The sequence below is a fragment of the Bradyrhizobium sp. USDA 4538 genome, assembly GCF_024171045.1.
GTDB lineage: Bacteria > Pseudomonadota > Alphaproteobacteria > Rhizobiales > Xanthobacteraceae > Bradyrhizobium > Bradyrhizobium australafricanum.
In genome coordinates this window covers 239,553-263,278 of the sequence record NZ_JALJZE010000002.1, presented here as the reverse complement: position 1 = coordinate 263,278, position 23,726 = coordinate 239,553, and the positions used below count along the sequence as shown (strand labels likewise).

General features: G+C 60.4%; 27 protein-coding genes and 3 pseudogenes. 14 read left to right on the top strand and 16 right to left on the bottom strand.

The window, feature by feature from the left end; all coding sequences use genetic code 11:
- Window positions 1-36 precede the first annotated feature (36 nt).
- From J2R78_RS42545 to J2R78_RS42525, 5 genes are all read left to right on the top strand, one after another.
- Window positions 37-315 (top strand): DUF6516 family protein, encoded by a 279-nt coding sequence (locus J2R78_RS42545; RefSeq protein WP_253610171.1) that lies wholly within the window; start codon window positions 37-39, stop codon window positions 313-315.
- A gap of 3 nt (window positions 316-318) precedes the next feature.
- On the top strand, window positions 319-666 hold the full coding sequence (locus J2R78_RS42540) for a transcriptional regulator (protein ID WP_253610172.1): 348 nt from the start codon (window positions 319-321) through the stop codon (window positions 664-666).
- A gap of 76 nt (window positions 667-742) precedes the next feature.
- Window positions 743-1,885: a recombinase family protein gene (locus J2R78_RS42535; protein ID WP_253610173.1), complete on the top strand. Its 1,143-nt coding sequence runs from the start codon at window positions 743-745 to the stop codon at window positions 1,883-1,885.
- The gene (locus tag J2R78_RS42530) at window positions 1,858-2,415 is read left to right on the top strand and encodes a hypothetical protein (protein WP_253610174.1); all 558 of its coding nucleotides are present in this window, start codon (window positions 1,858-1,860) and stop codon (window positions 2,413-2,415) included. The genes J2R78_RS42535 and J2R78_RS42530 overlap by 28 nt, the downstream gene beginning before the upstream one ends.
- 554 nt (window positions 2,416-2,969) lie before the next feature.
- Window positions 2,970-4,406 (top strand): IS701 family transposase, encoded by a 1,437-nt coding sequence (locus J2R78_RS42525; RefSeq protein ID WP_253610175.1) that lies wholly within the window; start codon window positions 2,970-2,972, stop codon window positions 4,404-4,406.
- 22 nt (window positions 4,407-4,428) lie between these two features.
- Here J2R78_RS42525 and J2R78_RS42520 read toward each other — a convergent pair whose 3' ends face one another.
- The 4 genes and pseudogenes from J2R78_RS42520 to J2R78_RS42505 form a co-directional block, all read right to left on the bottom strand.
- The gene (locus tag J2R78_RS42520; RefSeq protein ID WP_141343480.1) at window positions 4,429-4,773 is read right to left on the bottom strand and encodes a hypothetical protein; all 345 of its coding nucleotides are present in this window, start codon (window positions 4,771-4,773) and stop codon (window positions 4,429-4,431) included.
- Window positions 4,773-5,243: pseudogene (locus J2R78_RS42515) on the bottom strand (transposase); the annotation flags it as partial. The gene J2R78_RS42520 and the pseudogene J2R78_RS42515, both read right to left, overlap by 1 nt.
- 57 nt (window positions 5,244-5,300) lie before the next feature.
- Window positions 5,301-6,341, bottom strand: a pseudogene (locus tag J2R78_RS42510) (condensation domain-containing protein); the annotation flags it as partial.
- Window positions 6,299-6,934: a hypothetical protein gene (locus J2R78_RS42505; protein WP_253610176.1), complete on the bottom strand. Its 636-nt coding sequence runs from the start codon at window positions 6,932-6,934 to the stop codon at window positions 6,299-6,301. The pseudogene J2R78_RS42510 and the gene J2R78_RS42505, both read right to left, overlap by 43 nt.
- A gap of 303 nt (window positions 6,935-7,237) precedes the next feature.
- Here J2R78_RS42505 and J2R78_RS42500 point away from each other — a divergent pair, with 303 nt between their 5' ends.
- From J2R78_RS42500 to J2R78_RS42485, 4 genes are all read left to right on the top strand, one after another.
- Window positions 7,238-8,035, top strand: a complete 798-nt coding sequence (locus tag J2R78_RS42500) for a type IV toxin-antitoxin system AbiEi family antitoxin (protein ID WP_253610177.1) — start codon at window positions 7,238-7,240, stop codon at window positions 8,033-8,035.
- Window positions 8,022-8,942: a nucleotidyl transferase AbiEii/AbiGii toxin family protein gene (locus tag J2R78_RS42495; RefSeq protein ID WP_253610178.1), complete on the top strand. Its 921-nt coding sequence runs from the start codon at window positions 8,022-8,024 to the stop codon at window positions 8,940-8,942. Before J2R78_RS42500 ends, J2R78_RS42495 begins: the two co-directional genes overlap by 14 nt.
- A gap of 208 nt (window positions 8,943-9,150) precedes the next feature.
- Window positions 9,151-9,345 (top strand): WGR domain-containing protein, encoded by a 195-nt coding sequence (locus J2R78_RS42490; protein ID WP_309145056.1) that lies wholly within the window; start codon window positions 9,151-9,153, stop codon window positions 9,343-9,345.
- Window positions 9,346-10,128: 783 nt separating this feature from the next.
- The gene (locus tag J2R78_RS42485) at window positions 10,129-10,557 is read left to right on the top strand and encodes a hypothetical protein (protein WP_253610179.1); all 429 of its coding nucleotides are present in this window, start codon (window positions 10,129-10,131) and stop codon (window positions 10,555-10,557) included.
- A gap of 6 nt (window positions 10,558-10,563) precedes the next feature.
- On the opposite strand, the gene J2R78_RS42480 is transcribed toward J2R78_RS42485, so the two are convergent.
- From J2R78_RS42480 to tnpB (J2R78_RS42455), 6 genes and pseudogenes are all read right to left on the bottom strand, one after another.
- On the bottom strand, window positions 10,564-11,169 hold the full coding sequence (locus J2R78_RS42480) for an SOS response-associated peptidase (RefSeq protein WP_253610180.1): 606 nt from the start codon (window positions 11,167-11,169) through the stop codon (window positions 10,564-10,566).
- Window positions 11,170-11,775: 606 nt separating this feature from the next.
- Window positions 11,776-12,322, bottom strand: a pseudogene (locus J2R78_RS42475) (IS66 family transposase zinc-finger binding domain-containing protein); the annotation flags it as partial.
- Between the two features lie 159 nt (window positions 12,323-12,481).
- A complete protein-coding gene (tnpB, locus tag J2R78_RS42470; RefSeq protein WP_375167153.1) occupies window positions 12,482-12,715 on the bottom strand; it encodes an IS66 family insertion sequence element accessory protein TnpB in 234 nt (77 codons plus the stop codon).
- Window positions 12,712-13,119, bottom strand: coding sequence for a transposase (locus J2R78_RS42465; protein ID WP_253610181.1), 408 nt, complete (start codon window positions 13,117-13,119; stop codon window positions 12,712-12,714). Before J2R78_RS42465 ends, tnpB (J2R78_RS42470) begins: the two co-directional genes overlap by 4 nt.
- Before the next feature lie 18 nt (window positions 13,120-13,137).
- On the bottom strand, window positions 13,138-13,296 hold the full coding sequence (locus J2R78_RS42460) for a hypothetical protein (protein WP_253610182.1): 159 nt from the start codon (window positions 13,294-13,296) through the stop codon (window positions 13,138-13,140).
- Window positions 13,297-13,376: 80 nt separating this feature from the next.
- The gene (tnpB, locus tag J2R78_RS42455) at window positions 13,377-13,595 is read right to left on the bottom strand and encodes a transposase (RefSeq protein WP_253610183.1); all 219 of its coding nucleotides are present in this window, start codon (window positions 13,593-13,595) and stop codon (window positions 13,377-13,379) included.
- On the opposite strand from tnpB (J2R78_RS42455), the gene J2R78_RS45515 reads away from it, so the two are divergent.
- A complete protein-coding gene (locus J2R78_RS45515) occupies window positions 13,586-13,879 on the top strand; it encodes a DUF5372 family protein (protein ID WP_375167152.1) in 294 nt (97 codons plus the stop codon). The two genes, tnpB (J2R78_RS42455) and J2R78_RS45515, sit on opposite strands and share 10 nt — an antisense overlap.
- Window positions 13,880-13,901: 22 nt before the next feature.
- Window positions 13,902-15,782, top strand: a complete 1,881-nt coding sequence (locus J2R78_RS42450) for a recombinase family protein (RefSeq protein ID WP_253610184.1) — start codon at window positions 13,902-13,904, stop codon at window positions 15,780-15,782.
- On the opposite strand, the gene tnpB (J2R78_RS45510) is transcribed toward J2R78_RS42450, so the two are convergent.
- A complete protein-coding gene (gene tnpB / locus J2R78_RS45510; protein WP_375167151.1) occupies window positions 15,697-15,879 on the bottom strand; it encodes an IS66 family insertion sequence element accessory protein TnpB in 183 nt (60 codons plus the stop codon). The genes J2R78_RS42450 and tnpB (J2R78_RS45510) overlap by 86 nt on opposite strands.
- A 184-nt stretch (window positions 15,880-16,063) precedes the next feature.
- On the opposite strand from tnpB (J2R78_RS45510), the gene istA reads away from it, so the two are divergent.
- The gene (gene istA / locus J2R78_RS42445) at window positions 16,064-16,843 is read left to right on the top strand and encodes an IS21 family transposase (RefSeq protein ID WP_253610185.1); all 780 of its coding nucleotides are present in this window, start codon (window positions 16,064-16,066) and stop codon (window positions 16,841-16,843) included.
- Here the strand turns inward: istA and J2R78_RS42440 are convergent.
- The 4 genes from J2R78_RS42440 to J2R78_RS42425 form a co-directional block, all read right to left on the bottom strand.
- Entirely contained in the window at window positions 16,832-18,898 is a 2,067-nt protein-coding gene (locus J2R78_RS42440) for a recombinase family protein (RefSeq protein WP_253610612.1), read from the bottom strand. The two genes, istA and J2R78_RS42440, sit on opposite strands and share 12 nt — an antisense overlap.
- A complete protein-coding gene (locus tag J2R78_RS42435; protein ID WP_253603673.1) occupies window positions 18,891-19,061 on the bottom strand; it encodes a hypothetical protein in 171 nt (56 codons plus the stop codon). The genes J2R78_RS42440 and J2R78_RS42435 overlap by 8 nt, the downstream gene beginning before the upstream one ends.
- A gap of 104 nt (window positions 19,062-19,165) precedes the next feature.
- Window positions 19,166-19,639: a helix-turn-helix domain-containing protein gene (locus J2R78_RS42430; protein ID WP_253603675.1), complete on the bottom strand. Its 474-nt coding sequence runs from the start codon at window positions 19,637-19,639 to the stop codon at window positions 19,166-19,168.
- Window positions 19,640-19,803: 164 nt separating this feature from the next.
- A complete protein-coding gene (locus J2R78_RS42425) occupies window positions 19,804-20,070 on the bottom strand; it encodes a DUF5372 family protein (RefSeq protein WP_253610186.1) in 267 nt (88 codons plus the stop codon).
- 62 nt (window positions 20,071-20,132) lie between these two features.
- On the opposite strand from J2R78_RS42425, the gene J2R78_RS42420 reads away from it, so the two are divergent.
- A complete protein-coding gene (locus tag J2R78_RS42420) occupies window positions 20,133-20,891 on the top strand; it encodes a hypothetical protein (RefSeq protein ID WP_253610187.1) in 759 nt (252 codons plus the stop codon).
- A 13-nt stretch (window positions 20,892-20,904) separates the two neighbouring features.
- Window positions 20,905-21,555, top strand: a complete 651-nt coding sequence (gene istB / locus J2R78_RS42415; protein WP_253610188.1) for an IS21-like element helper ATPase IstB — start codon at window positions 20,905-20,907, stop codon at window positions 21,553-21,555.
- Here the strand turns inward: istB and J2R78_RS42410 are convergent.
- Window positions 21,550-23,652, bottom strand: a complete 2,103-nt coding sequence (locus tag J2R78_RS42410; protein ID WP_253610189.1) for a recombinase family protein — start codon at window positions 23,650-23,652, stop codon at window positions 21,550-21,552. The two genes, istB and J2R78_RS42410, sit on opposite strands and share 6 nt — an antisense overlap.
- Between the last annotated feature and the right edge of the window lie 74 nt (window positions 23,653-23,726).

Sequence of the window (23,726 nt, the reverse complement as noted above, 5' to 3'; positions counted from 1 at the left end):
GACATCACGATCCGTTTGATGTAAAATATTCCATCAGTGGCCAAAGCACGTAAAATCACGCGAACCCGGCTTGTCGTCAGCCCCGGCTTTGCAGAGCTGGTTGTGTGGGAAGTTCCCGAGCCCGTCTCGGGCAGTCCGCACAGCTACAAATACCGGCTCGCCTATGTGGTCAACGGCGTCTGCCGCGTGCGTTACGACAATGAGCGCGGCAAGGGCGATCATCGCCACCTGGATGGCAAGGAAAGCCCTTATGCGTTTCGTGGGCTGGAGCGGCTGCTGGCGGATTTTTGGCGCGACGTGAATAAACGGAGATAGAGCATGCGGACGGTTATCCTGGGTGTCGAGACACAAAACGACCTGACGCGCCGCATCCTGGCGACTGCGCACGGGCAGCGTAAGGCTGGTGACGACCGAATTTCGTTCGAGAGCGTCAGCGATCTTTGGCGGGTGCTGGCGCCCAAGCGCATGGAAATTGTGCGCGTTATGACCGGAGCCGGCCCGCTGACGATCCGGGAAGTCGCACGTCGGGTCGATCGCGACTTCAAGGGGGTCCACTCCGACGTGACGCTGCTACTGGGCGCGGGGATTTTGGAGCGGACGGAAAGTGGGGGCGTGGAATTTCCCTATGACCGCGTGCATGTCGAATTCGACATGATGGCGGCGTGACGTCGCCGCCCGTATCAATAGTAAGATTGAAACAGCGCAATCAGACAAAATCGCGCGGGACCGTAGAGAGTCGTCAATGACTCGGAAGTTGCAATCAAGAACAAGTCTTGCCGCAACGGAACGCCTCGCGCCATTGAGAGCCGCCGTCTATTTGCGTGTCTCGACCGGCAAGCAGGCGGAGGGCGAGGTTTCGATCCCCTCGCAGCGCGACCTGACCACGCGGCATTGTCTGGCGAACGGTTGGACTGTCGTCGATGAGTATGTGGAGCCTGGAGCAAGCGCGACTGACGATCGGCGGCCCGTGTTTCAGGCGATGCTGGAACGTGCCTGCGATGCAGATCATCCCTATGACGTGATCGTCGTGCACTCCTTTTCGCGGTTTTTTCGCGACGGGGCCACGATGGAACTGACGATCCGTAAGCTTCGCCGTCACGGCGTCGAGGTCGTCTCGATGACGCAACCGACCGGCACCGATCCGTCGCAGGAGATGATGCGCCAGATCATCGGCATCTTCGATGAATACACCTCGAAGGAAAATGACAAGAACGTAACCAGGGCGATGAAGGAGAATGCCAAGCAGGGTTTTTGGAACGGTGCCTCGCCTCCGCTCGGTTACACCATTGTCGAGGCTGAACGACGCGGGCAGAAGATCAAGAAGCATCTCGCCATTGATCCTGTCGAGGCCGAGACTGTCCGCTTAATCTTTCGTCTTTATGCGGAGGGTGATTCCAAAACCGGCACCCCGCCGCTCGGTATCAAGCAACTGGTCAAATGGCTCAACGGCCAGGGCTACCGGACCAAGGCGGGTGGGACCTTCGGCGTCGGCCCCATGCATCATATCCTGACCAACACCGTCTATGTCGGCCGCTGGCAATACAACGTCCGTTCGGCCAAGACCGGCGAACTGAAGCCCGCCTCGGAAGTCGTCGAGATCGCAACGCCCGCCATTGTCGAGCAAGATCTGTTCGATCGCGTCCAGGCCCGCCTTGTGGCCAACAATCCCAAGGTCACAGCCCCGCGCGTGGTCACCGGCCCGATCCTCCTGACCGGACTGGCCAAATGTGCGCGTTGCGGCGGGGGAATGACGCAGTGGACTGGAACCTCCAGTACGGGGCGCATCTACGCCTATTACACCTGCGCCAGCCGGGCGCAGAAGGGACCAACGGCCTGTCGGGGGGGAACACGATCCGGATGGCGTTCCTGGATGATCTGGTTCTGACGGCGCTCCGGGAAAACATGTTCACGCCCGAGCGCCTGACCGAGCTGCTTTCCGCAATTGCCGCCCGGCGGCAGGAGCGCACCGCTGCCGTTGACCGTCGCCTTGCCTCGCTGAAATCCCTGGTCGTTGATGCCGAGGATCGCCTCAAGCGCCTCTATCGTGGGATCGAGGAGGGTATCGTCGAACTCGACGATCTTCTTCGCGAGCGGATCGTTGAACTCAAAGCTGATCGCGAGAAGGCTCAGGCAGCCTATGACCACGCGGCGGCGCAGGCCTCACCATCAGCCAACATCGACCCGGACAAGGTCGCGGCGTTCAGCAAGCTCATGACAGATCTGCTCGACAATGGCGAAACGCCCGCACGCAAGGCATATTTGCGTACCCTTATCGGAGCGATCATCGTCGGCGACAAATCGGTCAAAATCGTCGGTAGCAAGGAAGCCCTCAGAGCAGCCATCCTCGGTAAACCCAGTCCGCTCCAAAACGTTCGTGGTTTGGGACCGAGAATAAAACAGCGAACTCGTATATAATTGAAATATCTATATAATTTGTAAAAAACATGGCATCACTCGGGCTCTCCATGGGGCTTCCCGCAAAATGACGGCGATAACCCGTGGCCCGCCGCATGCCGATGCTGCAGCATCTCAGAACACTTGGCCATAACGGCCAGGCCTGAGGAGGCGCCGGGATGGTCGCGTGGCTCGGCTCAGACGAATGCTCGTTCTCGTGTCTGATGAGCGGGCAACGTATTAGACGAAGTCAAAGAGATCGACGTTGACGGGACGATGATCCGCTCGTCGTGCCGGTTTGGCGATGATTGCTTCGATCCTTCCGCGATGGCCCGCCGGAGGTCGGTGCTTCGAGTGCGGTATGGGTGACGGTGGCGATCCAACCGGAGCCGATAGAAGAGCTCGATCGGCGGCTGGTGTAGAAGATCGCGAGGCGCCAACGTCCAAGCACCGAAGCGAGGGGAACAACAGTAGCGGCACCGGGCCACTAGTCTGACTGAGTCACAAAACCGCAGGCTCTAGCCGGCCAGAATCAGCGATGGTTGCAGCATGGACCATTAGCCGATGAGGCCGACATGAGCGGGCGTGGCACCAGGACGAGCGAGAAGCGATTTGCGGCGTATTTGGAAGGGCTTGCCAGTGTCATCGGTCATGCTGATCGGAAGGCGCCGCTGCGCGACTATTGCGTCGGCCTGATGGCCTGCGGCGGTCGCAAGAGCGTGGAGCCGATGGCGGCGGTGACGGCTCCGGAGCGGACGGCGGCCCAGCATCAATCGCTGCTGCATTTCGTCGGCAGCGGCGCCTGGTCGGATGAGAAGGTGCTGAGCAAGGTACGCGAGATGGTCCTGCCGGCGATTGAACGCCAGGGCCCCATCGAAGGCTGGATCATCGACGATACCGGATTTCCCAAGCAGGGGCGACATTCGGTTGGAGTTGCGCGGCAATATTGCGGGCAGCTCGGCAAGCAGGATAATTGCCAGGTGGCGGTGTCGCTGTCGATTGCCAACCACCACGCCAGCCTGCCTGTCGCCTACTGCCTTTATCTTCCGAAGGAATGGACTGAGGATTGCGATCGGCGGCGTAAAGTGGGCATTCCCGCCGAAGTCGGCTTCCGGACCAAGCCGGAGATCGCGCTGGAGCAGTTGCGGTGGGCCTGTGCGAGCAACCTTCCACGTGGTGTCGTGCTGATGGACGCGGGCTATGGCAACAACAGCGACCTGCGCACGGAGATCACGGCGCTGGGATTGACCTATGTGGCGGGTCTTCTGTCGAGCACAACGGTATGGGCGCCCGGCACCGGTCCCTTGCCGCCGAAGCCATGGTCGGGCCGCGGCCGTCCACCGAAACTGATGCGCCGCAACCGTCAGCATCAGCCAGCCGCCGTGAAGGCGCTCGCGATCGGCCTGCCGGCCCAAGCTTGGCGCACCATCACGTGGCGGCAAGGAACGAACGAAGAGCTGACCTCGCGCTTTGCCCGCGTGCGGGTTCGTGCCGCGCATCGTGATTATTGGCAAACCACCCGGCGATTGGAGGAATGGTTGCTGATCGAATGGCCGAAAGGCGAGGACGAGCCTACCAAATACTGGCTCTCGACAATGCCGGAGGATGTGGCATTCCGGACGCTCGTTGAGACGGCTAAATTGCGCTGGCGCATCGAACGCGACTATCAGGACCTCAAGCAGGAGGTCGGGCTCGGCCACTTCCAGGGACGCGGCTGGCGCGGCTTTCATCATCACGCAACGATGTGCATTGTGGCCTACGGATTCCTGATCTCCGAGCGGGAGACGATTCCCCCCTCAGGCGCGCGGCGCGCCCAGCCGATCCCGCTCGCTCGCCTTCCCGCAGATTATAGACCCCGCGGATCTGCCGCTGCGGACCCAACGTCACATTCCAAACTCGATCGCGACGATGCGACGGCGGCTCGAGCATGGGCTCGTCCGAACGCTGTCGAGATGTCCTTGTTGTGCGATCAAGTTCGACCACTACACAGATCGTCGTTTGTGACGCAGTAAGACTAGCAGGCCGTTGAAGAACTCAGCCGCGTTCGCAAACGAAGGCTGAATCGTCGCCATTGTGGATGTAGAAGTGGCCAACGAGCCTGCCCGCAGTGCCGATCATGGCCCATCCGCGACCACAGGACGGATCATTCTCGTCGTGCCCCTCCCATGAGAACTCGGCGCAGGCCGATCCGTCGCGGGTGCCGTAGCGAGCATCCAGGAAGCCCTTGAGAGCCCCAAACGCTATTTCGCCATCGGACTTGCCACGGAAGGTGAGATGCGCCTCTCCGACAAGATCGAGGAAGTCGCTGTCCCAGTTGTCCATTTCGACGATGCGCCAGCGGCCGGCAAAGGCCGTGGCAAAGCCGGGCACCTTGGCCATCAACCGGTCTCCGCGATCAGCTTGGGCAGCCGCACCAGATTGTAGGCGGCCGCAGCGAAGGTAAAGGCCCATCCGACCCGATCACGGCCACGGAATCTGGTCTTCTCTTGCCCGGCGACCGTCTTGATCCAGCCGAATGCCTCCTCAATCCGCTTGCGGATGCGCTGGCTGACAGCATAACCGCCGTGCCGGGTCGTACGCCCGTCGATCGCAGAGCTACGGCCGCCGGTGTTCTGCGCAACATGCGGCGTCACGTTCATCGAGCGCAGCTCGTTGACGAAGTCTTCTGCATCGTAGGCTTTGTCGGCACCAAGCGTGATCGCTGTCGGTCGATCGGCACGAGGCTCGATCATGTGCAGCGCGGCCACCCGTTCGGCATGCCCACCGGCCTGCGTCAGGCAGGCGTCGACCAGCAAGCCGTGGCGGTTCTCCATCAGCCCGTGCCCGATGAAGCACAGCTTCGTCTCCTTTAGCGACAGGTCGAATTTGGCCGTCGCGGTGTCAAATGGCAGCCCCTCGAGCTGAAGCCCGGGAAGACTGATCTTCTCGACCGGCACGTTCTGCAATGCAAAGAATGCCTGGAAGATCGCAGATCGGCTCAGGTCGCGGGGGGGTTGCAGCACTTCGACGAGACGTTCGAACGGCAGATCTTGGTGCGCGAAGGCCCCGAGCGCAACCTCCTTCACGCGAGCCAACAACTCGACGAAGGTCGGGTCGCCCGACAGATCGCCACGCAGGGCCAATGTGTTGACGAAGAAGCCGATCAAGCCCTCGACTTCGCGCCGCGTACGGCCGGCGATCGGAGTTCCTACGACCACGTCATCCTGATTGGCCCACCGCCCAAGCAGCATCTGAAACGCCGCCAGCAACACCATGAACAGCGTCGCTCCTTCGGCTTGCGCCAAATGGGCGAGCGACGACGTCAGTTCTTTGGAAAGTTCGACTGTGCAGCGTCCGCCACGATAGCTCTGCACCGGCGGCCGTACGCGGTCCGTCGGCAATTCGAGCAGCGCCGGCGAGCCCGACAATTGCTTCGTCCAGTAGGATACCTGCTGCTCCAGGACGTCGCCGCGCAACCACTCGCGCTGCCAAACCGCGTAGTCGGCATACTGAATCGGCAGCTCCGGAAGCTGCGACGGCTTGCCATGCGAGAATGACGCATATAGCGCCCCCATCTCCCGGACCAGAACGCCCATCGACCAGCCGTCCGAGATGATGTGATGTACGACCACCAGGAGAATGTGCTCGGTTGCCGTCAACCGCAGCAAACGGCTCCTCAACATCGGTCCTTTCGCAAGATCAAAGCTGTCCTGCGCCGCGATCGACATCAGTCGCCGCGCTTCGATATCTTGCTGCACCGGCTCCAGGTCAGACAAGTCATCAATGGGAAGCTCCACGGAAGAGGCGGCGTCGATTGTCTGCTTTCCACCCGTCTCATCCTGGACGAAGCGCGTCCGCAACAACTCGTGCCGTTCCACCAATGCGCTCAACGCTCGACGCAGGGCGTCGACGTTTACCTCCCCGCTCAGCCGAACCGAAACCGGGATGTTGTAAGCCGTCCCGACCAAACCCAGCTTGTCCAGAATCCACAGCCGCTCCTGACTGAACGACAACGGAAGCGGCCCGTTAAGCGCGCAGCCTCGTCGGCTTCCTGCCTGGCCTTGATCTGGATTTCGCTGATTGAAGCCTGCACGCGCTTCTCTATTGTCAGGTCGAGCTCGCGCTTTTCGTCTTCGAGTTCGCGCTGCTGTCGCATCAGTTCGGCTTGCTGTTTTTGGGCCTCGGCAAGCTTTGCGTTGTTGGTAAGCAGGTTGGCTCGCAGCTCCGCGGCTTCCGCTTCCTTCGCCTGCAGCTCGGCTGCGGCCGCCTCTCGCGCCTTCTTGCTTTCGGCCGCGACCAGCTGGGCACGTTCGGCGGTCAATCGCTTCGCAACGTGGTCTTCGATTTGCTCGCGGTCCTTGGCGACCTGCTCGCGTTCCAGCCGCAGTGCCTCTGTCTTGCGCTCCATCTCTGCATCTTTGCTGGCCAGCTGCTGTTGAAAGCGCTGACGGGTTTCAGCGAGGAGGGGAGCGGCCAGCGACTGCGTCAGCCGGATCTCGTGATTGCAGTTGGGGCAATTTAGGGTCGCCTCGTGCGAAGCGCCGGTTGCTTTGAAACTCATGAACTCCCCATCATCCCTGCAACCGGATTCAACATGATCTGTGCGCGATTGCGATATCGCTCGGCTTCATGTCCACATACGCGTTGTCGATTTCGACTTCGCCGGCGGGTTTTCCACCGACACGTCGAGTTAGCGCGAGCTGCCTCGCGGGAGGGTAACCTGGATTAGAACAAAATAGGAACAGAATGTCAATTTTGAATCCGGGGTGAGTTTGTATTGTGATAGTTTTACTTAGTCTGACTGCGAAAAATGGATATATCTGAAACCTTGAGATTGGTTTGATAAAATGCTAATTCACTTAGTATGGCTGAGCAAAACGAAAGAAAGCTAAACAAGCTCGAAAGAACCCTCCCGCAGGGACTTTTGGTCGATGCTGCCTGGATGGAACGGCATGGATATTCCACCAGCCTGCGCAGCCAATACGTATCGGCTGGCTGGCTGGTTCAGCCGGCACGGGGAACCTTCAAGCGCCCGCTCGGCGAACTCTCCTGGCAGAGCGTCGTCGTTTCACTCCAGCAACTGCTCGGCTCCGATCTTGTCGTCGGCGGACGTACCGCCATCGAAGCGCAAGGCCTCGGCCACTACCTGAGCCAGACGGGCCCTTCGACCGTACATCTATATGGAACGCGGCGTGCTCCCGGCTGGCTCGGCAAATTGCCGCTCAAACCGAAATTCCGCGTTCACCGCACGCAAAGTCTATTCAAAACGCACGTGAGCCTGCCCGGATCAAAGTCGGGAACGACGCGAGAAATACCGGGACCATCCGACTGGCCTCTCACGGTATCGGCGCCCGAACGCGCGTTCCTCGAACTGCTCGACGAATTGCCCCGCCACGAAAGCTTCCATCAGGTCGATGCACTGGCGGAAGGCTTGAGGAGCCTGAGTCCCCGGCGACTGCAAACGCTTCTGAACGACTGCAAGAGCGTCAAGGTCAAACGACTCTTTTTTTGGTTCGCGGAGCGGCATCAGCACGCCTGGCTCAAACAGATCGACAAGTCGAAAGTCAATCTCGGTACGGGAAAGCGCATGCTCGTCAAGGGCGGCAAACTCGACACCAAATATCTCATAACCATCCCAGACGACCTCAATGCCCCTGTCTGAAAAATATCGGCATCAAGTGGCCTTGTTGATCGAGACGATCCCGTTCGTCGCGGCGGAACCCGATTTTGCGCTCAAGGGCGGCACCGCCATTAATCTCTTCCACCGCGACATGCCGCGCCTGTCGGTCGATATCGACCTGACATATCTGCCGGTAGCTCCGCGCCCCGAATCTCTTGCCGCGATCGATGCAGCGATGAAGCGCGTGGCAGCGGCCATCAGGAAAGGATTGCCGGGCGCGCGGGTGACGGAAGTCGTCAACGCTCGTGAAAAGATCGTCACCAAGCTGACCATCCAGAAAGGCGATGCGCAGATCAAGATCGAGGTCACGCCGGTGATCAGGGGCCGCGTCTTCGAGCCGGAGACGCGTGACGTGTCGCCGAGCGTCGAAGAAACATTCGGCTTCGCACAGATGAAAGTCGTTTCGTTCGCCGATCTATACGCCGGCAAGCTCGTCGCGGCGCTCGACCGGCAGCATCCGCGCGACCTCTTCGATGTCCGCGATCTGCTCGCCAACGAAGGCATCACGGACGATCTCCGCAAGGCGTTCATCGTCTACCTCATCAGCCATGACAGGCCGATTTCCGAGGTCGTGGTTCCTCGTCGCAAGGATATCGAGCACGAATTCACGCACGGCTTCGAGGGCATGACCGCAGATGAAGTAAGCCTGGACGAGTTGCTCGAAGCCCGGGAAACGCTGATCGCCGAAATCGCGGGAAAAATGCCGCAAGCTCACAAGGATTTCCTCTTGGGGTTTAAGCGCGGCGAGCCCGATTGGAGCCTGCTGGGCGTCCCTGGCGCCGCGGACCTGCCGGCGGTGCGCTGGAAGCAGATCAATCTGGACAAGCTTTCTGCCGAGCACAGGGCGAAGCTCGTCGCGCAGCTCGAGAAAGTCTTGCGCAATGCCTGAGGTCGGAGGAGGGGATCTCCGTCGAGCACGCGCGGCAAGTTAGTACGCTGCCACTCAGTCAGACTGGAGCTTGGGGCTTCAGCTCAAGCCGCCTACTGCGAGGCTGACCGCGACTGCCACATTGCCTGCATAAAATTTTTGAATCGTTGGCGCGGATCGATTCATTTATTTAATTGGACGGTCGATTCGGTAATTGCGATTCTGGCGCATGTCCGAACTCACCGTGCAATATCTCGTACTTGAGCGTCGCGATCCGGCTCGTAACATGGCGCGGTTCTATGTGCTCACGATCGAGCCGACCCTCTTTGGCGATACGGCATTGGTGCGTGAATGGGGCCGTCTCGGTGGGCGCGGTCGTCGGCGGCTCGATCTGTTCGATGGTCCAGGCCGTCGAGGCCCTTGAGACCTGGCTCAGACGAAAAACCCGTCGTGGTTACGTCCAGCGCCATTCGCCATGCTTGGAACGAACGTGCGACCCGGCGTAAAACGGCGAGGATGGACGGAAGATCAAAGAAAGTATATTAAAGTAATTCGAAGTTATCTTCGTCCGTATTCCAAGAAGTTCAAAAGTATTCCATAATCTTCATTATGCGAACAACAACAAAATCAATAGGTAAGCGCTCTAACATGGTTAGGCGGGACCGTATCGGAGTCAGAAGAGGTCTCGTCACCGGGGCGACATCATTCCGGAATGGTGGGCAACATCGAGCGGAGTCAGCAACACGAGGCTTCACGATGAGAGCTGGGACGTATTCGCTCCGGAGCGTCCGCTTTAGGCCGAGGAGAGCTGCCAAGCGTTCTGCTTATTGATTGCGGATCGGCCGGCGGATCGACCAATACGACCCGCTTCAGCGCAAAGGCTTAGTGACAAACGCACTCGTCCCGCAAGGAGATGTTCTTCGTCCACGCGGCTACGTCACAAGCAAGATTATACTCGTTTCTAGACCTTCAGAAGTTGAACAGATAGAATACAATGAATCTCGCGGCGTGGGTGCCTCCTCTCGCGGAGTGAGGCTGGCAGAACATGCGAAGCAGGCGGACGCCAAAAAGCGGTGACTCAGAGCGCACTCAATCGCGAACGAACGGTGTAGACAACAATGAAATTGAGTTCTGTGCCTTCTCCCGTATTCTGCTTTGCAGGGCTCGCAGATATTTTTTTTAGACATCTCGATGAGAGATTGAGGTGTTGAATATGCCAAAGAGAGCTTCGCCGCCAGAAGATGCGCGCGCCCGCGCAAGGGTCGACGGTAAAGTTGGGTCCGATGTGCGTCAAACTAGCAAGGTGGTCTTGCCAGATAATCTGTCAGGATTACTCAAGTTTTTGTCTGCAGCAGAGTTTGAGACATTGATCAACGGTGTCGCCGAAGAAAAGAGACGTAGAAAGCGAGCCTCAGAGATTGGCAACGACCATAAGCGCGGGATAGTTACGTCTGATAAGCCGCACAATACCGACGAAGTGGCAACCTGCAAAGCTCAGCAAGAACAGCCTCTCACGTTGAAGCAGGGGCAAATAAATGCAATAAAAGCCTCCTTTGCGGCAGGCGTGAAGATCACAACCATTTCTCGACAGTTTGGTATGTCGCCGACTATCGTAAAGCGGGTTGTTGCAAGCTAGTTTGGATTACGCATCGTAGACTACGATAGGAATCGTTGCTGGTCGAGAGCTCAAGAGATCGTGCGGGTTACCGTCTGCACTCATCCAGCGATAGAGACTGAGCTTATCCAGAAAAAGCGGCATTCGATGGTGGACTCTAGCGATTAGTTCGTCGGCCTTGACGGTCAGTATTGCGAATGTACGCTCCCACTCGCCCGTGTCTGGATCGCGCCAGTTTTCCCAGATGCCCGCAAAGCACAAATGGTCGCCCTTCTCATGCGCAATTATCTTGCGCTTGCGGTGTCTATCTTTTTGATAGAACTCTTTCATGGGTACGATGCATCGTCGTTTGTGGTACGCATCGCGGAATATGCGCTTCTGAGACACCATCTCAGCTGGGGCATACATTGGCTGAAAGCTCGGACGGTCGTCAGCGTAGTGCGGTATCAGTCCCCATCCCATTGGGGTCTGCACTTCCTGACCTGTTTCTGGGTGTAACCGGCACACCAAGACCACTGGCCTCTGTGTTTGCGCGGTTCCTTGCTTTGCCACAGTATAGCCCTTGCGTTTGCCAGTGTTGGATGGCAGATTGCAAATGCTTCTCTTCGGCCAAGCGGTACTTGGAATACGCATTTTTCCCCTACTGTCCAGTCTTTCGAAGACTTTAGTTGTAGCCAATTGTCTCTGATTCTTCCACGCGAAGAGGCCCGCAAGCGCTACTCCGATTCATCTTCGCTTGACGATCGTGGTAGCGAGGTTTTGCGATGTCCGTCCGAGCTAGACCTTCAGAGTCCAATAAGAAAAGTAGCGGAATCGCCGATCTTCTAACTCAGCGCGATGAAAATCCGCGAGTTCAGGAGACGCGAACACCGCCTGACGCCTACTATCATCGATCTGCACGAGCGAGGCCAACCACACATCTACCGGGCCAGATCGAAGCGAAAAGCTTTCCCTATCGACTAACACCTCCTTCCCGTCATATCCTACACCGACGTGTCCGTCAGATTCGCATCGAAGTGCAAAGACCCACCGATTTTTACGCACTCCGGCCACCGGAACGACTGGATCCCAGGCTGAACCTTGGCCGACTGATAATTGGTTAGAATCGCGGAGCGGCGAGTCAGTTTCTCCGAAACCAGAGCCGGCTTCAGGATCTATCTAAAGCGAAGTACCACGTTCTGAACGACTTGAATTTGTTCAGCCACGGCCTGTGATCTGCTTTATCCGATCCGCGAGAGTCCTCGTGATCGCCTCGCAGTCCCGGCAACTGAACTTCTCCCGCACCGTGTCGATCACCTTGAACCGGCGTGGGATCTCCTCCAGCGTCGACGTCACGCTTTCACCGAGCTTCGACAGCCGGGCCGATCCGCAGCAGGGACATTGCGTCGGGGCCGGCAGGACCACGCGCTCTCGCTCGATGTCATCGGGAAAGGGCTGGCGCACCGGCCGCTTGCGCTCAAACGAACGCACCGTCTGCGTCTTCCCGGCCGCCTTCGCGGCAGCGAGTTCATCTTCAGTCGCGGCCGCCTCGAGTTCCTCAAGCTCAAGCTCCAGCTGATCGAGCAGCCGCGCCGACCGCTCTGAGCGCGCTCCCATATATCGTCCGTCGCAGCTTCTCGATCTCGAGCTTGAGATGGGCAATCAGCGCTTCGGTGCTCGATTGCTTCGCCTGGGCATTGGCCGCTTCAGCAAGCCTGGCTTCCGCCGCAAGCCTGGCCGTGCGCTCGGCCAGAATCATTGCATGCGCGGCAGCAAGATCGGGCGGCAGGTCGGCGCTGGAGTCCATAACCAGATGGAATCACATTCGCTGCCAACCTCAAATGACAAAGTCTCAGCCCACGCTCGTCGGGCGCCAGGACTCTTGGGGATTGCGCCAATCGATGCCGGACAACAGATAGCTCATCTGTGCCTGCGAGATCGACACCACGCCGTCCGCCAGCGATGGCTATATAAAACGACCTCTCTTCAGCTTCTTCGTAAACAGGCAGGCCCCCTGGCCATCATGCCAGATCACCTTCAAGAGATCGCCTCGGCGCCCGCGGAAGCAGAACAAATGACCACTCAGCGGATCGCGGTGCAGCAGCTCTTGCACCTGCAACGCCAAAGAGGCGAAGCCTTTGCGCATGTCGGTATGGCCCGTCGCCAGCCATACCCGAACTCCCGTAGGAACCGGGATCATCGCCGATCCAGAGCCTCGATGATCCGGCGAAGCGCCTCGACGTCGACGCCCGCATCGACAATGACGCGCCGCCCGCCGGTCAGTTCGATCTCAATCCGACGCTCCGTCGAATGGGCTGTCGCACTATCCGATGACGTCGCCATCGACGCTACAGGCCCATCCTCGGCCACAACTGCCCTGACGAAGGCAGCCTCGGATTTGGTCCGGTTCGCCGCGAAGGCTCTTCGCCAAGTCACCAGCAGAGAACGCGACAAGCCGTATCGCCGCGCTGTCGCCGCAACCAGGCGCGGCTCGGACAGGCTCTCCAAAACAATCCGCGCCTTTTCCTCCTCAGACCAACGCCGCCGCCGGCCTGTCTCCACCACTTCGAGTCGATTCAGCGCACTGATCGTATGGCTGTCCATACGTACAGTTCTCAACCATCAGGCCAGCCCGTCGCAAGGCGTTTTCCTCGGAGGCTTACGGCCAAACCGGTGTCGCTGCATTTCCTTGATGATCTGACGCAGCCGTTCGCTCTCGCACCGTTCAGCGAGCAGCATCGCTTTCAGCGTCTCGGGATCGTCGGGCAGAGTGTCCTTCACACCCAAATCAGAGCATATTCGCCGCCATCTCGCGACGCGCCCGACGCTCCTGATTCACTTCGCCGCAGCACTGCCAACAGCTATCCGGGCCGCGCTGGCGCCGGCGTTTCCCGTGCTTCGTGCACAAGGCGCCAGTCGAGTCCTTCCAGCAGCGCGGACAATTGCGCCGCCGACAGGCGCATCACACCGTCCTCGATCTTCGGCCAGCGGAAGATCCCATCCTCAAGCCTCTTGTACCTCAACTGAGAATGCAGACTCTTCGGATGCAGCGCGGCAGTTTGTGCGGGTGATGCATCCATTCCACCCATTGTTCGGGCGGCAGCTTCTCTGCGTCGGCAAACGATACAACCGGTATGGCGAACGCCTCTTGCTGCAGGGCGACGGCGCGACCGTATGGTCGGTTCCTCCGCAATGGACGGACCTTGTGAGCCCGGACGCAGAGATCGTCATGGGTCATGGACGGGCACTTTTGCGTACTTTCGACCTGATGGAGCTGGCCAGCCTGGTGAAGCGCCTTTCCGACGGGGCAGCGTTGCGATCGCGCGCAAACCGTAAGGATGATTATGCCGCAAATGTAAGGTGATTAATGCCGCACCAATCCTCTTTTGTCCGGCCTGGAGGTCTCCCGCCTGGCGCGGAACAATGCTGACTGGCAGCGTTTGCTGGAGATCTGCGCACTGGCCGACACCCTTATCCTCGATGAGGATGGCGTGTACGATCCGACAAGCTTCAATGACCGCCTTCTGCTCGGTCTCAAAGGCACAATGAGTGAAGCCGAGCTGCATGTGATCAAAGCAAGGCTGCGCGGCGGAATCCTCAACAAGGTCAGGCGCGGCGAGTACCGCTGCGTCTTGCCAACCGGGCTGATCTATGACCAGTCCGGCAACGTGACGTTCGATCCCGACTCGCAGATCAGGGAGACAATCGTCCATTTCTTCGACACGTTCTCTCGCGTGGGCTCCGCATGCCAGACCGTCAAGGCCTTTCGCAAGGAGGGCCTTCTGTTTCCCTCGCGTCTGCGCAACAGCGAGACCACGGTGTTTCGGACACTGACCGCGTCAACGGCGATACGCGTCTTGAACAATCCGCGGTATGCCGGCGCCTACGCCTATGGACGCCGGCGCTATCGACGAACCATCGACGGTAAGAAGACTCTGCAGCGGCGTGACCACGATGACTGGCTGGCTTGTATCCCGGATGCCCATCCCGGCTACATCACGTGGGAGCAGTTCCAGGAGAATCTCAAAATTCTCAAGACCAACGGTCGAGGATATGAAGTGGCGCGCGCATCGCCTCCTCGGGAGGGGACGGCACTGCTGCAAGGACGGGCGGTGTGCGGGCAATGCGGTAAACATTTTCGCATCCGCTACACTGCCCGGCGCGGACGGCTGGATGCCTGGTACGTCTGTGATCGCGCTCACGGCTATCGTGGCGAGCCAAACTGCCAGTCAATCGCCGGGCCTCAGATCGATAAAGCCATCGGCATGCTGATTGCCGAACAGATGACGCCGGCCGCCGTCGAGTTGACGCTCGACATCCGCAAGGAGATCGAAGCCAGGTATGAGGAAGCAGACCGGCTGCGCTGTCGGGCGATCGAACGGGCTCAAATCGAAGCGGATCTCGCTCAGCGCCGCTTCATGTTGGTCGACCCCAATAATCGTCTCGTCGCCGACACGCTCGACGGCGAATGGAATGACAAGCTTCGCGTGCTGGCCAAAGCCCGCGACGATCGCGAGCGCGCGCGAGAGCAGGATCAGCTCTTCCTCGATGAAGCTGTTCGCGAGCGGCTGACCGCGATGACCGTCGACTTCAAAAAGCTTTGGGCAGATCCAGACACGCCGGATCGTGAACGCAAACGGCTGCTCGCCCACATCATCGAAGATGTCACCCTCATCAAGATGCCGGCGGAACGAACCACCAAAATTCATATTCGCTTCAAGGGCGGCAAAATCCAAACGCTCACCACCATGAGCCCAAAATCTTCCGCGCAGCAGGTCAAGACGCAACCCGGTATCGTCGAGTTGGTCGACAAGCTCCTCGACAAACACATCTATTCAGAGATTGCCGAACTTCTCAACCAGCAAGGATATCGCCCGGGTGGATCAGCGCGCCCTGGCCGCCACGAGACCCGCTTCACGGCCTTGCGGGTCGCATATCTCGTCCATCGCTATGGCTTGCGCTCGCGCTATGACCGACTGCGAGATCGCGGAATGCTGACAAAACGGGAAGCCGCGGCGCGCCTTAACATCCACGAAACGACCCTCGCAAGGTGGGCTGAACATGGACTCGTTACCAGGCATGCCTACAATGCACACTATTGCCTATACGAGATTCCCACATCGAACCTGCCCCGCAAGCAATGCAGCCGATGGAATCGTCTTGTCGATCGAGCCGCCGCCCTCACGACGTCACTGGTGCTAAAACCCTCAACTGAAGCTGAAGGAGGTGTAGGCACAAGCCCGTTCCATCCCAGAACACCAGCTTGATCCGATCCGCCCGCTTGGCCCGGAACACATAGACAGCTCCCGAGTGCGAGTTCCAGACGATCGTGATCACCAATTCCAGGCCATCGTGATCACTCATTCCAGAGCATCGTGATCACCGTTTCCAGCGGATCGTGATCGCCAATTCCAGGGGATTGTGATCGCTATTTCCAGCGGATCGTGATCAGGGACAGCGAGGCGCACACCACTGACAGTCTGCAACCCAGGTAGCTTGGTCTTTTGCCCAGCAGCAGAGGATCGAGATGCCGACAGAGAGACTGTCCATGCGCCACATTCGCGAAGTTTTGCGCCTGCACCACAGCGTCGGCATGTCGCAACGCGCGATTGCCCGCAGCCTCGGCCTGGCCCAGGGCACGGTCAACAAGTACCTCAACCGAACGCGCCGGGCCGGCCTGACCTGGCCGTTGCCGCCGGAGCTCGATGACGATGTCCGGCTCGAGAGCCGGCTGTTTCCGCCACCGTCCGATTTGCCCAGCGACGAGCGGCCGCAGCCGGATTGGGCGCTCGTGCATCGCGAGCTGCGGCGGAGGAACGTCACGCTGATGTTGTTGTGGGAGGAGTATTGCGGCTCCCACTCCGACAGTTTCAGCTATTCGTGGTTCTGCGAACGCTACAGGGAGTGGGCCAGCCGCCTCAAGCCGACCCTGCGCCAGGTTCATGTCGCCGGCGAGAAGCTGTTCGTCGACTATTCTGGCCACACCATGGAGGTGGTTGACGGGCTCACCGGCGAGGTGCGCAGCGCGCAGATCTTCGTCGCTGTGCTCGGCGCCTCGAACTACACCTACGCCGAGGCCAGCCTCAGCCAGAGCCTGCCGGATTGGATCGCCTCGCACGTCCGCGCCTTTGCCTATTTCGGCGGCGTGGCCCGGCAGACGGTCAGCGACAATCTCAAGGCCGGCATCACCCGGGCCTGCTTTCACGAGCCGATGGTGAACCGGACCTATGCCGATCTCGCCCGCCATTACCGCACCGCCATTGTGCCGGCGCGGCCGTATCGTCCGCGCGACAAGGCGAGCGCTTCATACTGCACCTCATTCCTTTGATGGCGCGGTGATAGCGGTGAGCTGCGCCGAGCGGGCGCCGCGCCCACCACAGCCCTTGCGGATCGTCATGCCAGGCGGGACCTCCCACAGGCCACGGTTCAGACTGTCGGTATAGCATTTTATGATGAGCCCCTGGCGACCCCACGTGTGTACGGCTGTCTCGGAGACGCAGAATTTGGCGGCGATCTCGCGCGTCGTAAGCATACCACGTCGACGCAGCCGCTCATATCGGCTCGCGAGTTTGTAGGCGCCGCGAATGAAGGCAACCTTCTTCAGATTGAACGCCTTCGCCTCCCATGTACGCCAGCCGTGATTATTGAGAATCTCGGCGACCTCGCGATCGCAATGATCGTCAAGAAGACGATCAACCTCGGCGACGAGTTCAGGTTTGAACTTGCGGATCTGGGCGATGGGTAGCGGCCGGTCGAGCACCAAGGTACGCGTGGCGCCGCCCGACAGGCGGACATGGGCCGTGATCATTTGCGACTTGATCAAGGTTACGTCGTCGATGAGCAGACGCACGATGCGCTTGCGCTCACGGGAGTCAACTCGCGGATCTTGCCAGATCCGCGGAAGCTGCTCGGCGAGGTCAAGGATGCGTCGTTGGGCTTCTGCGCTGAGTGCCGCAGCCTGCTGTTTGCTCCGGCGCTCGTAGTCTTCAGCGGCATCGGCATGACGGCGCAGCTTGTCGTTCCATTCGGCCTCGAGCGAATCGGCGACGAGTCGGTTGTCGGGATCGACCTTCATGTAGCGTCGACGCGCAAGCTCGGCTTCATAGCGCATCCGCTCGACATGCTGGCGACGCGCAGCGTCGGTCTCTGCGGCGCGCGCCTCAAGCTCGCGCTGCACCTCAAGGGTGACGGCCAGCGTCATCGGCGTCATCAGCTCGATCATCAGGCTCGCGATCGCCGCATCGACGATCTTCCCGGGAACCGTTTGGCAGGTCGCTCCCGCGCAGCGTATTACGTTCGCCTGGCACAGATAGGTTGGGACGGTGCGGCCGTGCTCCTGGCTGTAGCGCACACCCATGCGTTCGCCACATAGGCCACAGACTACGCGACCTTGGAGGAGCGCCGGTCCCTCGCGCGCCGGCCCTGACCGCCGCTCGCCACCGAAGGCACGAGCGTTGTCGGCGAGCCGCCGCTGGTTGGCCTCGAAGCGCTCCCAGTCGATGTAGCCCTGGTGCATTCCCGGCATGACGAACTGCCAATCGGCCCTGGCAACCTTGACGACACTGGTGCCACCATCGGGCCGGTGCCGTATGCGCGTTCGGCCATACGCAAAAGCGCCAGCGTAGCGCGGATTGTGGAGCACCTGCAGGACGCGCGCATGGTGCGGCGCAGCCCATAGGAGGTCACCCTTGTTCGGCCCTGTCCGGAGCCGGCGTGGGAACAGCAAACCTTGCTCCCGGAAGAAGCGGACTGTCTGCATCGCACTTCCGGTCTGCTCGAAGGTATCGAACACCAGACGGATTGCGTTCTGCACCTGGAGGTCGGGATCGAGGCCGATGATCCGATCGTTCCGGTAAACCAACCCGACCGGAGGGCACATCTCGAGCTCGCCGCGCCGGGCCTTGTTGAGCTGACCGCCACGCATGCGCGCTTTGAGGATGTGCAGCTCGGCCTCGCTCATCGTACCTTTGAGGCCGAGCAGGAGGCGGTCGTTGAAGCTGGCTGGATCGTAGATACCGTCTTCGTCAAGGATGAGCGTCGCCGTCAATGCGCAAAGCTCGATGAGCCGGTGCCAGTCAGCCGAGTTGCGCGCAAGGCGCGAGACCTCCAGTCCCATGACGATACCGGCCTTGCCGAGCGCCACCTCGCTCACCAGTCGCTGGAAGCCGTCGCGTGCTGTCATACTTGATCCGGACTTGCCGAGATCGCGATCGATGACGTGGACGCGCTCGACCGGCCAGCCGGCCACAACTGCTCGGTCCCGCAACCCATATTGGCGCTGGGTACTCTCGCCGTGCTCGGCGACCTGGCGAAGGGTCGATTGGCGGACATAGAGGTAGGCGTCGCGCTTGAGATGGTCGGCGGTGACTTTAAGCTCAGGCATGGAAGGGCTCCATTGCGATGGCGACGAGGATGCCGGCGATGAGGCGCGTGACGTCGCTTGTTGCAGGCGACGGATCGTCCAGGGCCGAGTGTGCGAGCCGATGGTCGCGGTAGGCCTCCTCGGCATCGACCTCCTGTCCGCGTGCTCGGATCCACGCTGCCAATCCCCGTCGACGAAGAATGGCGAGACCCGGGCAGGCCGTGAACTCGGCACGCAATGCGGCGGCGCGCAGCTTCTCGTAGCTGTCTGTTGCGTCCGGCGCGACAATCAGGCTGGGTTGAGTCGTTTTTTTTTGCGCGCCAGCGCCCGCTCCAGGCTGCGTCGGTGCACCTTGACGCCGAATCGCGCCTCGATCGCATCGAGGCAGTGCGACGTGGTCAGTTCGGGCCTTGCAGCTTTGAGAGCGGCGACGAACGCAACGACCTCGGCGGAGACCTTGTGGCCGCCTTTGGGGCCTCGCCGGTTCGGCAACAGGCCGGCAAGCCCGACGGTCTGCAGGGCGCTCTGCGCCTTGTAGAAGGTCGGCCGTGTGACGCCGAATGTCTCGGCGGCCTCGCTGATCGCAACGCCGTCGACCTGGTGGCGTCGCACCATCTCGTAGCGCACCTGCACCAGGTCCTTCGCATCGAAGAATGGGTTGCTGACGAACGAGGTGTCGCGGACTGCTTCCGGATTTGGATTGAGAACGCCGTCTTGCGCCAACGCCTCGCTCTTCGGATCCCGCTTCTTCGCCGTGGCCATGCTCGGTCTCAATCTGACGTAAATATAAATACGCCTCTATATGTTGGGCGTCAATGGAAACGTCAACGCTATATGAGGATTTTGCGCTAATAATCGCGAAGTAATACGCCGCATCGCGTCGACGGCATGGCATTATTATCTTTACATAGGCGGCGTATTTATATTTACGCATCGCTGGCGCCTATGCTCTCGGCAAGTCGGTCCAGCGCGTCACAAAGCGCCAACAGGTCAGCCACGCAAAAGGCTGCTCTGCCCGTAGCGATCAGCCGGAACTCATCGGGTGGATCGATATCGGTCCACGCGCTCGCGATCGTGCAAAGTCGACCGTTCTGGCCCTCATAGACCACCCGGTCTTCGCCCCAATGACGGCGTCGGCAGATCAGCTCGAACTTGCGACCGCAAAGCGGATGGAACGGATGCGTGATCCGCACCTTTTGCCGGGCCGTACCCGCATGACCTGCAGTCGACGACTTTTGACAAGGCCAAGGTCGAAGTGGGGGTCCAGATCGTCGGGCGATGGATCCTGGCGCGCCTGCGCAACCGCCGCTTCTTCTCGCTCGCCGCCCTCAACGAGGCAATTTACGCGCTCCTTGTCGAGCTGAACGATCGACCTCTCCGGAGTTGGGGACGAAGCCGGCGCGACTTGTTCGAGGAGCTCGATCGCCCGGCGCTGACCCCCTTGCCGGACGAGCCCTACGAGTATGCCGAGTGGAAGCGCTGCCGGGTCAATCTCGACTATCATATCGAGATTGCCAAACATTATTACAGCGTGCCTCACCACCTCGTGCATCAGGAGGTCGAGGCACGGATCACCCTCAAGACCATCGAGATTTTCCTGCGCGGCAAGCGTGTCGCCTCGCATCTGCGCAGCACCCTACCGCACCGTCCGACGACGATCCGCGAGCATATGCCAAGCTCGCATCGCCGCTACCGCGACTGGACCCACGAGCGCATCCGCTCCGAAGCCGGCAAGGTGGGGCCCGACGCCGAGACCCTGATCGACGTCATCCTGCGCTCGCGGCCGCATCCGGAGCAGGGCTTCCGCTCGGCCATCGGCATTCTCGGGCTGGTCAAACGCTATGGCCAGGAGCGCGTCGACGCCGCCTGCGCCCGTGCCCTTTTGCTCAATGCCCGTTCCTACAAATCGGTCGCTGCCATCCTCAAGAACGGCACCGACAAAACTGCGCCTCCGACCCAGGACGCACCCATCCTCTTCCACACCAACATCCGCGGCCGCGGTTACTACAACTGATCAGGAGATCATCGTGCTCATTCATCCGACCGTCGAACGCCTGCGCGCACTCGGCCTCACTGCCATGGCCGATACCGTCATCGAACTGCAGAACAATCCCGAGGCCGCCGAGATGCCGCACCCCGATTGGCTCGGCCTCCTCGTTGATCGCGAGGTCACCGCCCGCGACAACCGTCGCCTCACGCGCCGCTTGAGCAATGCCAAGCTCCGCCAGGCCGCCACCATCGAGAACGTCGACTATCGCACGGCGCGCGGTCTCGACCGTTCGCTCTTCCAGACCCTCGCCTCCGGCCAATGGATCCGCGATCACAATCATCTGGTGATTGTCGGCCCGACCGGCACCGGCAAGTCCTGGCTGGCTTGCGCGCTCGGCAACAAAGCCTGCCGCGATGGCTTCTCCGTCCTCTACAAGCGCGTGTCCCGCCTGTTCGCCGATCTCGCGCAGGCGCGCGGCGAAGGCCGTCTCGCTCGCCTGATCGCCGCGCTGGAGCGCGTCAATCTTCTGGTTCTTGACGATTGGGGACCCGAACCGCTCACCGCCGACCAGCGCCGTGACCTGCTCGAGATCGTCGATGATCGCTACGACAAGGGATCATTATTGATCACAAGTCAGCTCCCCGTGCCGCAATGGCATGACGTGATTGCCGAGCCGATGACTTCATGATGCCTCCTTCTTCGAACGCTTGGTGCGTCGTACCCGGTTGCGAAGCTGAGTAATTTGTTTGTCTGAGAGCTCGATCTGCCATGGCTGGCCCTTGGCCAACTGATGACCTGCCAGCAATCCGCGCGCGAGATAATCGAACACCGTCTGCGGGGTTACTCCAAGCTCAGCCGCTGCGCCCTGAATCGAGAAGCTACCGTCGGGCCAGCGCATTGGGTTCTTGACCATGCCGTTGATTTTGACGGTGGGAATGCCCCAGCGGGTGCGTAACACCCAGACGTTCTCGCCTTTGAAGGCGCAGCCTCGGGCCGCGACGAAGCCTTCCCGATTGAGTATCGCCGCGATCTCGCCATCCATTTTGTGTTCAGCATTCAACTCGACGATCCGTTGCCGCAACCGATCAATGTCGATGTAATCGCGGTAGGTGTGAACGCGCCGTTGTACGTGATGCTCGCTGGTTGCGCCGGTGTGCCAGACGATCTTGAGCCACACTTGACCTCGGGTCCGCTTCTGATCAAGAACGACTTCGCGGATGACAAATCGCAGAATGCGCTTGCGATCGGCTGCCGACGTGGTGGCCGTATTCCAAATCCGCGGCAGGTTCTCGCCGAGCGCTTGTAGCCCAGCGCGTTCCGCCGGGCCAATCAGAAGCGGCTCTTGTACGCGCCAACGCGCATGCTGCTGCTCGACCGCCTCGACGACACGCAGCTTCTCTTCCCAAGCCCGCTCAAGTGAGCGCGCCACAAGACGGTTCTCGGGTTCTACGGCGTCATACTGACGCCGAGCGCGCTCGGCCTCGTAGCGGGCGCGCTCCACGCGAAGCGCCCACTGGCGCTCGAGCTGACGGCTCTCCTGCTCCAGTTGGCCCGCCGCCGCGAGTGCGATCTCAATCTGATCCGGCACCAGGGCATCGAGGACCACCCGCTCGACCAGCGCGTCAACCGCCAAGGCCCGGACTTCCTGACACAGTGCACTGCCTTGCTGGTCCCGATCCGAGCGGCAGCAATAGACCGGATAGTCGGCATTCGGGCCAGTGTAGCGCATGCTCATGCGCCGTCCGCAACGGCCGCAGATCGCAATTCCTTGTAACAGGGCTGCCCCCTTGCGCGGTACGCCAGAATGTCCTGCCTCATAGCGGAAGACGTTATCTGCCAGTCGCCCCTGGTTGGCCATGAACTCCTCCCAGCTGATATAGCCTGGGTGAGCGGCGTGGAGGCAAACCGCCCAATCCCCGATCGCCACCTTGACCGTTCCCGTCAGTGATCCCGGCTGGCATCGGCTCAGATCCTTTTGCCGGCGACCATAAACATACGCCGCAGCATAGGCTGGATTTTGCAGGATACTAAGGACGCGTCCACTCTCTGACGCACGCCAGACGACCTCGTGTGGAGATGGCCCAAGCAGCGGTCGAACCGGCAAGGACAATCCGTTCCTGCCCAGGTAACGCATCACACGGCGAGCGCTTTGCAGTTCCCGAAATTTGGCAAATACAAGATGAAGACGGGCCTGCACCTCCTCGTCGGGATTGAGAACAATCGTACCCGCCCGATCGTAGGCGAGCCCGGCCGGCAGGGGCAGCCGCAGTTCGCCCCGTGCCGCCTTCTGACGCTCCCCTTGGTGAAGACGCATCCGAAGCTGATGCAACTCCGCCTCGCTCATGATACCGGACAATCCCAACAGCAGGCGGTCGTGGTAGGCTCGCGGATCGTAAAGCCGCTCACCATCCGCAATGAGGACGCCGAACACCGAGCACAGTTCGAGAAGCTGATGCCAGTCCCGGTTATTGCGGGCCAGGCGAGAAGCGTCGAGGCTCACCACAAGACCGGCGTTGCCAAGGCCGATCTCGGCAATGAGCTTCTGGAAACCATGACGATCCACACCGCCAGCACCGGATTTACCCAGATCCTCGTCAATGACCTGGACGCGCTCCGGCGGCCAGCCCAGACCGACGGCGCGATCGACGAGCCGGTACTGCAGCTCCGTGCTCTCCTGGTGCTGGCGCACCTGGTTCACGGATGACTGCCGCACGTAGACATAGGCCAACTTGGCTCGGTGCGCAGTCGTGAGCCGCTCGTCAGCGACGTTCAAGCTGATCAGCACGACCCAGTCCTCTTCCGGGCGTGCCGGGAACCGCTTGCATTCGCCGCATCAGCGCGGCGATGGTTTGAGCAATC

Coding starts and splice junctions, on each gene's coding strand:
- J2R78_RS42540 (WP_253610172.1), top strand. CDS start 319: ATGCGGACGGTTATCCTGGGTGTCGAGACACAAAACGACCTGACGCGC.
- J2R78_RS42535 (WP_253610173.1), top strand. CDS start 743: ATGACTCGGAAGTTGCAATCAAGAACAAGTCTTGCCGCAACGGAACGC.
- J2R78_RS42530 (WP_253610174.1), top strand. CDS start 1,858: ATGGCGTTCCTGGATGATCTGGTTCTGACGGCGCTCCGGGAAAACATG.
- J2R78_RS42525 (WP_253610175.1), top strand. CDS start 2,970: ATGAGCGGGCGTGGCACCAGGACGAGCGAGAAGCGATTTGCGGCGTAT.
- J2R78_RS42520 (WP_141343480.1), bottom strand. CDS start 4,773: ATGGCCAAGGTGCCCGGCTTTGCCACGGCCTTTGCCGGCCGCTGGCGC.
- J2R78_RS42505 (WP_253610176.1), bottom strand. CDS start 6,934: ATGAGTTTCAAAGCAACCGGCGCTTCGCACGAGGCGACCCTAAATTGC.
- J2R78_RS42500 (WP_253610177.1), top strand. CDS start 7,238: ATGGCTGAGCAAAACGAAAGAAAGCTAAACAAGCTCGAAAGAACCCTC.
- J2R78_RS42495 (WP_253610178.1), top strand. CDS start 8,022: ATGCCCCTGTCTGAAAAATATCGGCATCAAGTGGCCTTGTTGATCGAG.
- J2R78_RS42490 (WP_309145056.1), top strand. CDS start 9,151: ATGTCCGAACTCACCGTGCAATATCTCGTACTTGAGCGTCGCGATCCG.
- J2R78_RS42480 (WP_253610180.1), bottom strand. CDS start 11,169: ATGCGTATTCCAAGTACCGCTTGGCCGAAGAGAAGCATTTGCAATCTG.
- tnpB (WP_375167153.1), bottom strand. CDS start 12,715: ATGATCCCGGTTCCTACGGGAGTTCGGGTATGGCTGGCGACGGGCCAT.
- J2R78_RS42465 (WP_253610181.1), bottom strand. CDS start 13,119: ATGGACAGCCATACGATCAGTGCGCTGAATCGACTCGAAGTGGTGGAG.
- J2R78_RS45515 (WP_375167152.1), top strand. CDS start 13,586: ATGCATCCATTCCACCCATTGTTCGGGCGGCAGCTTCTCTGCGTCGGC.
- tnpB (WP_253610183.1), bottom strand. CDS start 13,595: ATGGATGCATCACCCGCACAAACTGCCGCGCTGCATCCGAAGAGTCTG.
- tnpB (WP_375167151.1), bottom strand. CDS start 15,879: ATGAGTGATCACGATGGCCTGGAATTGGTGATCACGATCGTCTGGAAC.
- istA (WP_253610185.1), top strand. CDS start 16,064: ATGCGCCACATTCGCGAAGTTTTGCGCCTGCACCACAGCGTCGGCATG.
- J2R78_RS42440 (WP_253610612.1), bottom strand. CDS start 18,898: ATGCCTGAGCTTAAAGTCACCGCCGACCATCTCAAGCGCGACGCCTAC.
- J2R78_RS42430 (WP_253603675.1), bottom strand. CDS start 19,639: ATGGCCACGGCGAAGAAGCGGGATCCGAAGAGCGAGGCGTTGGCGCAA.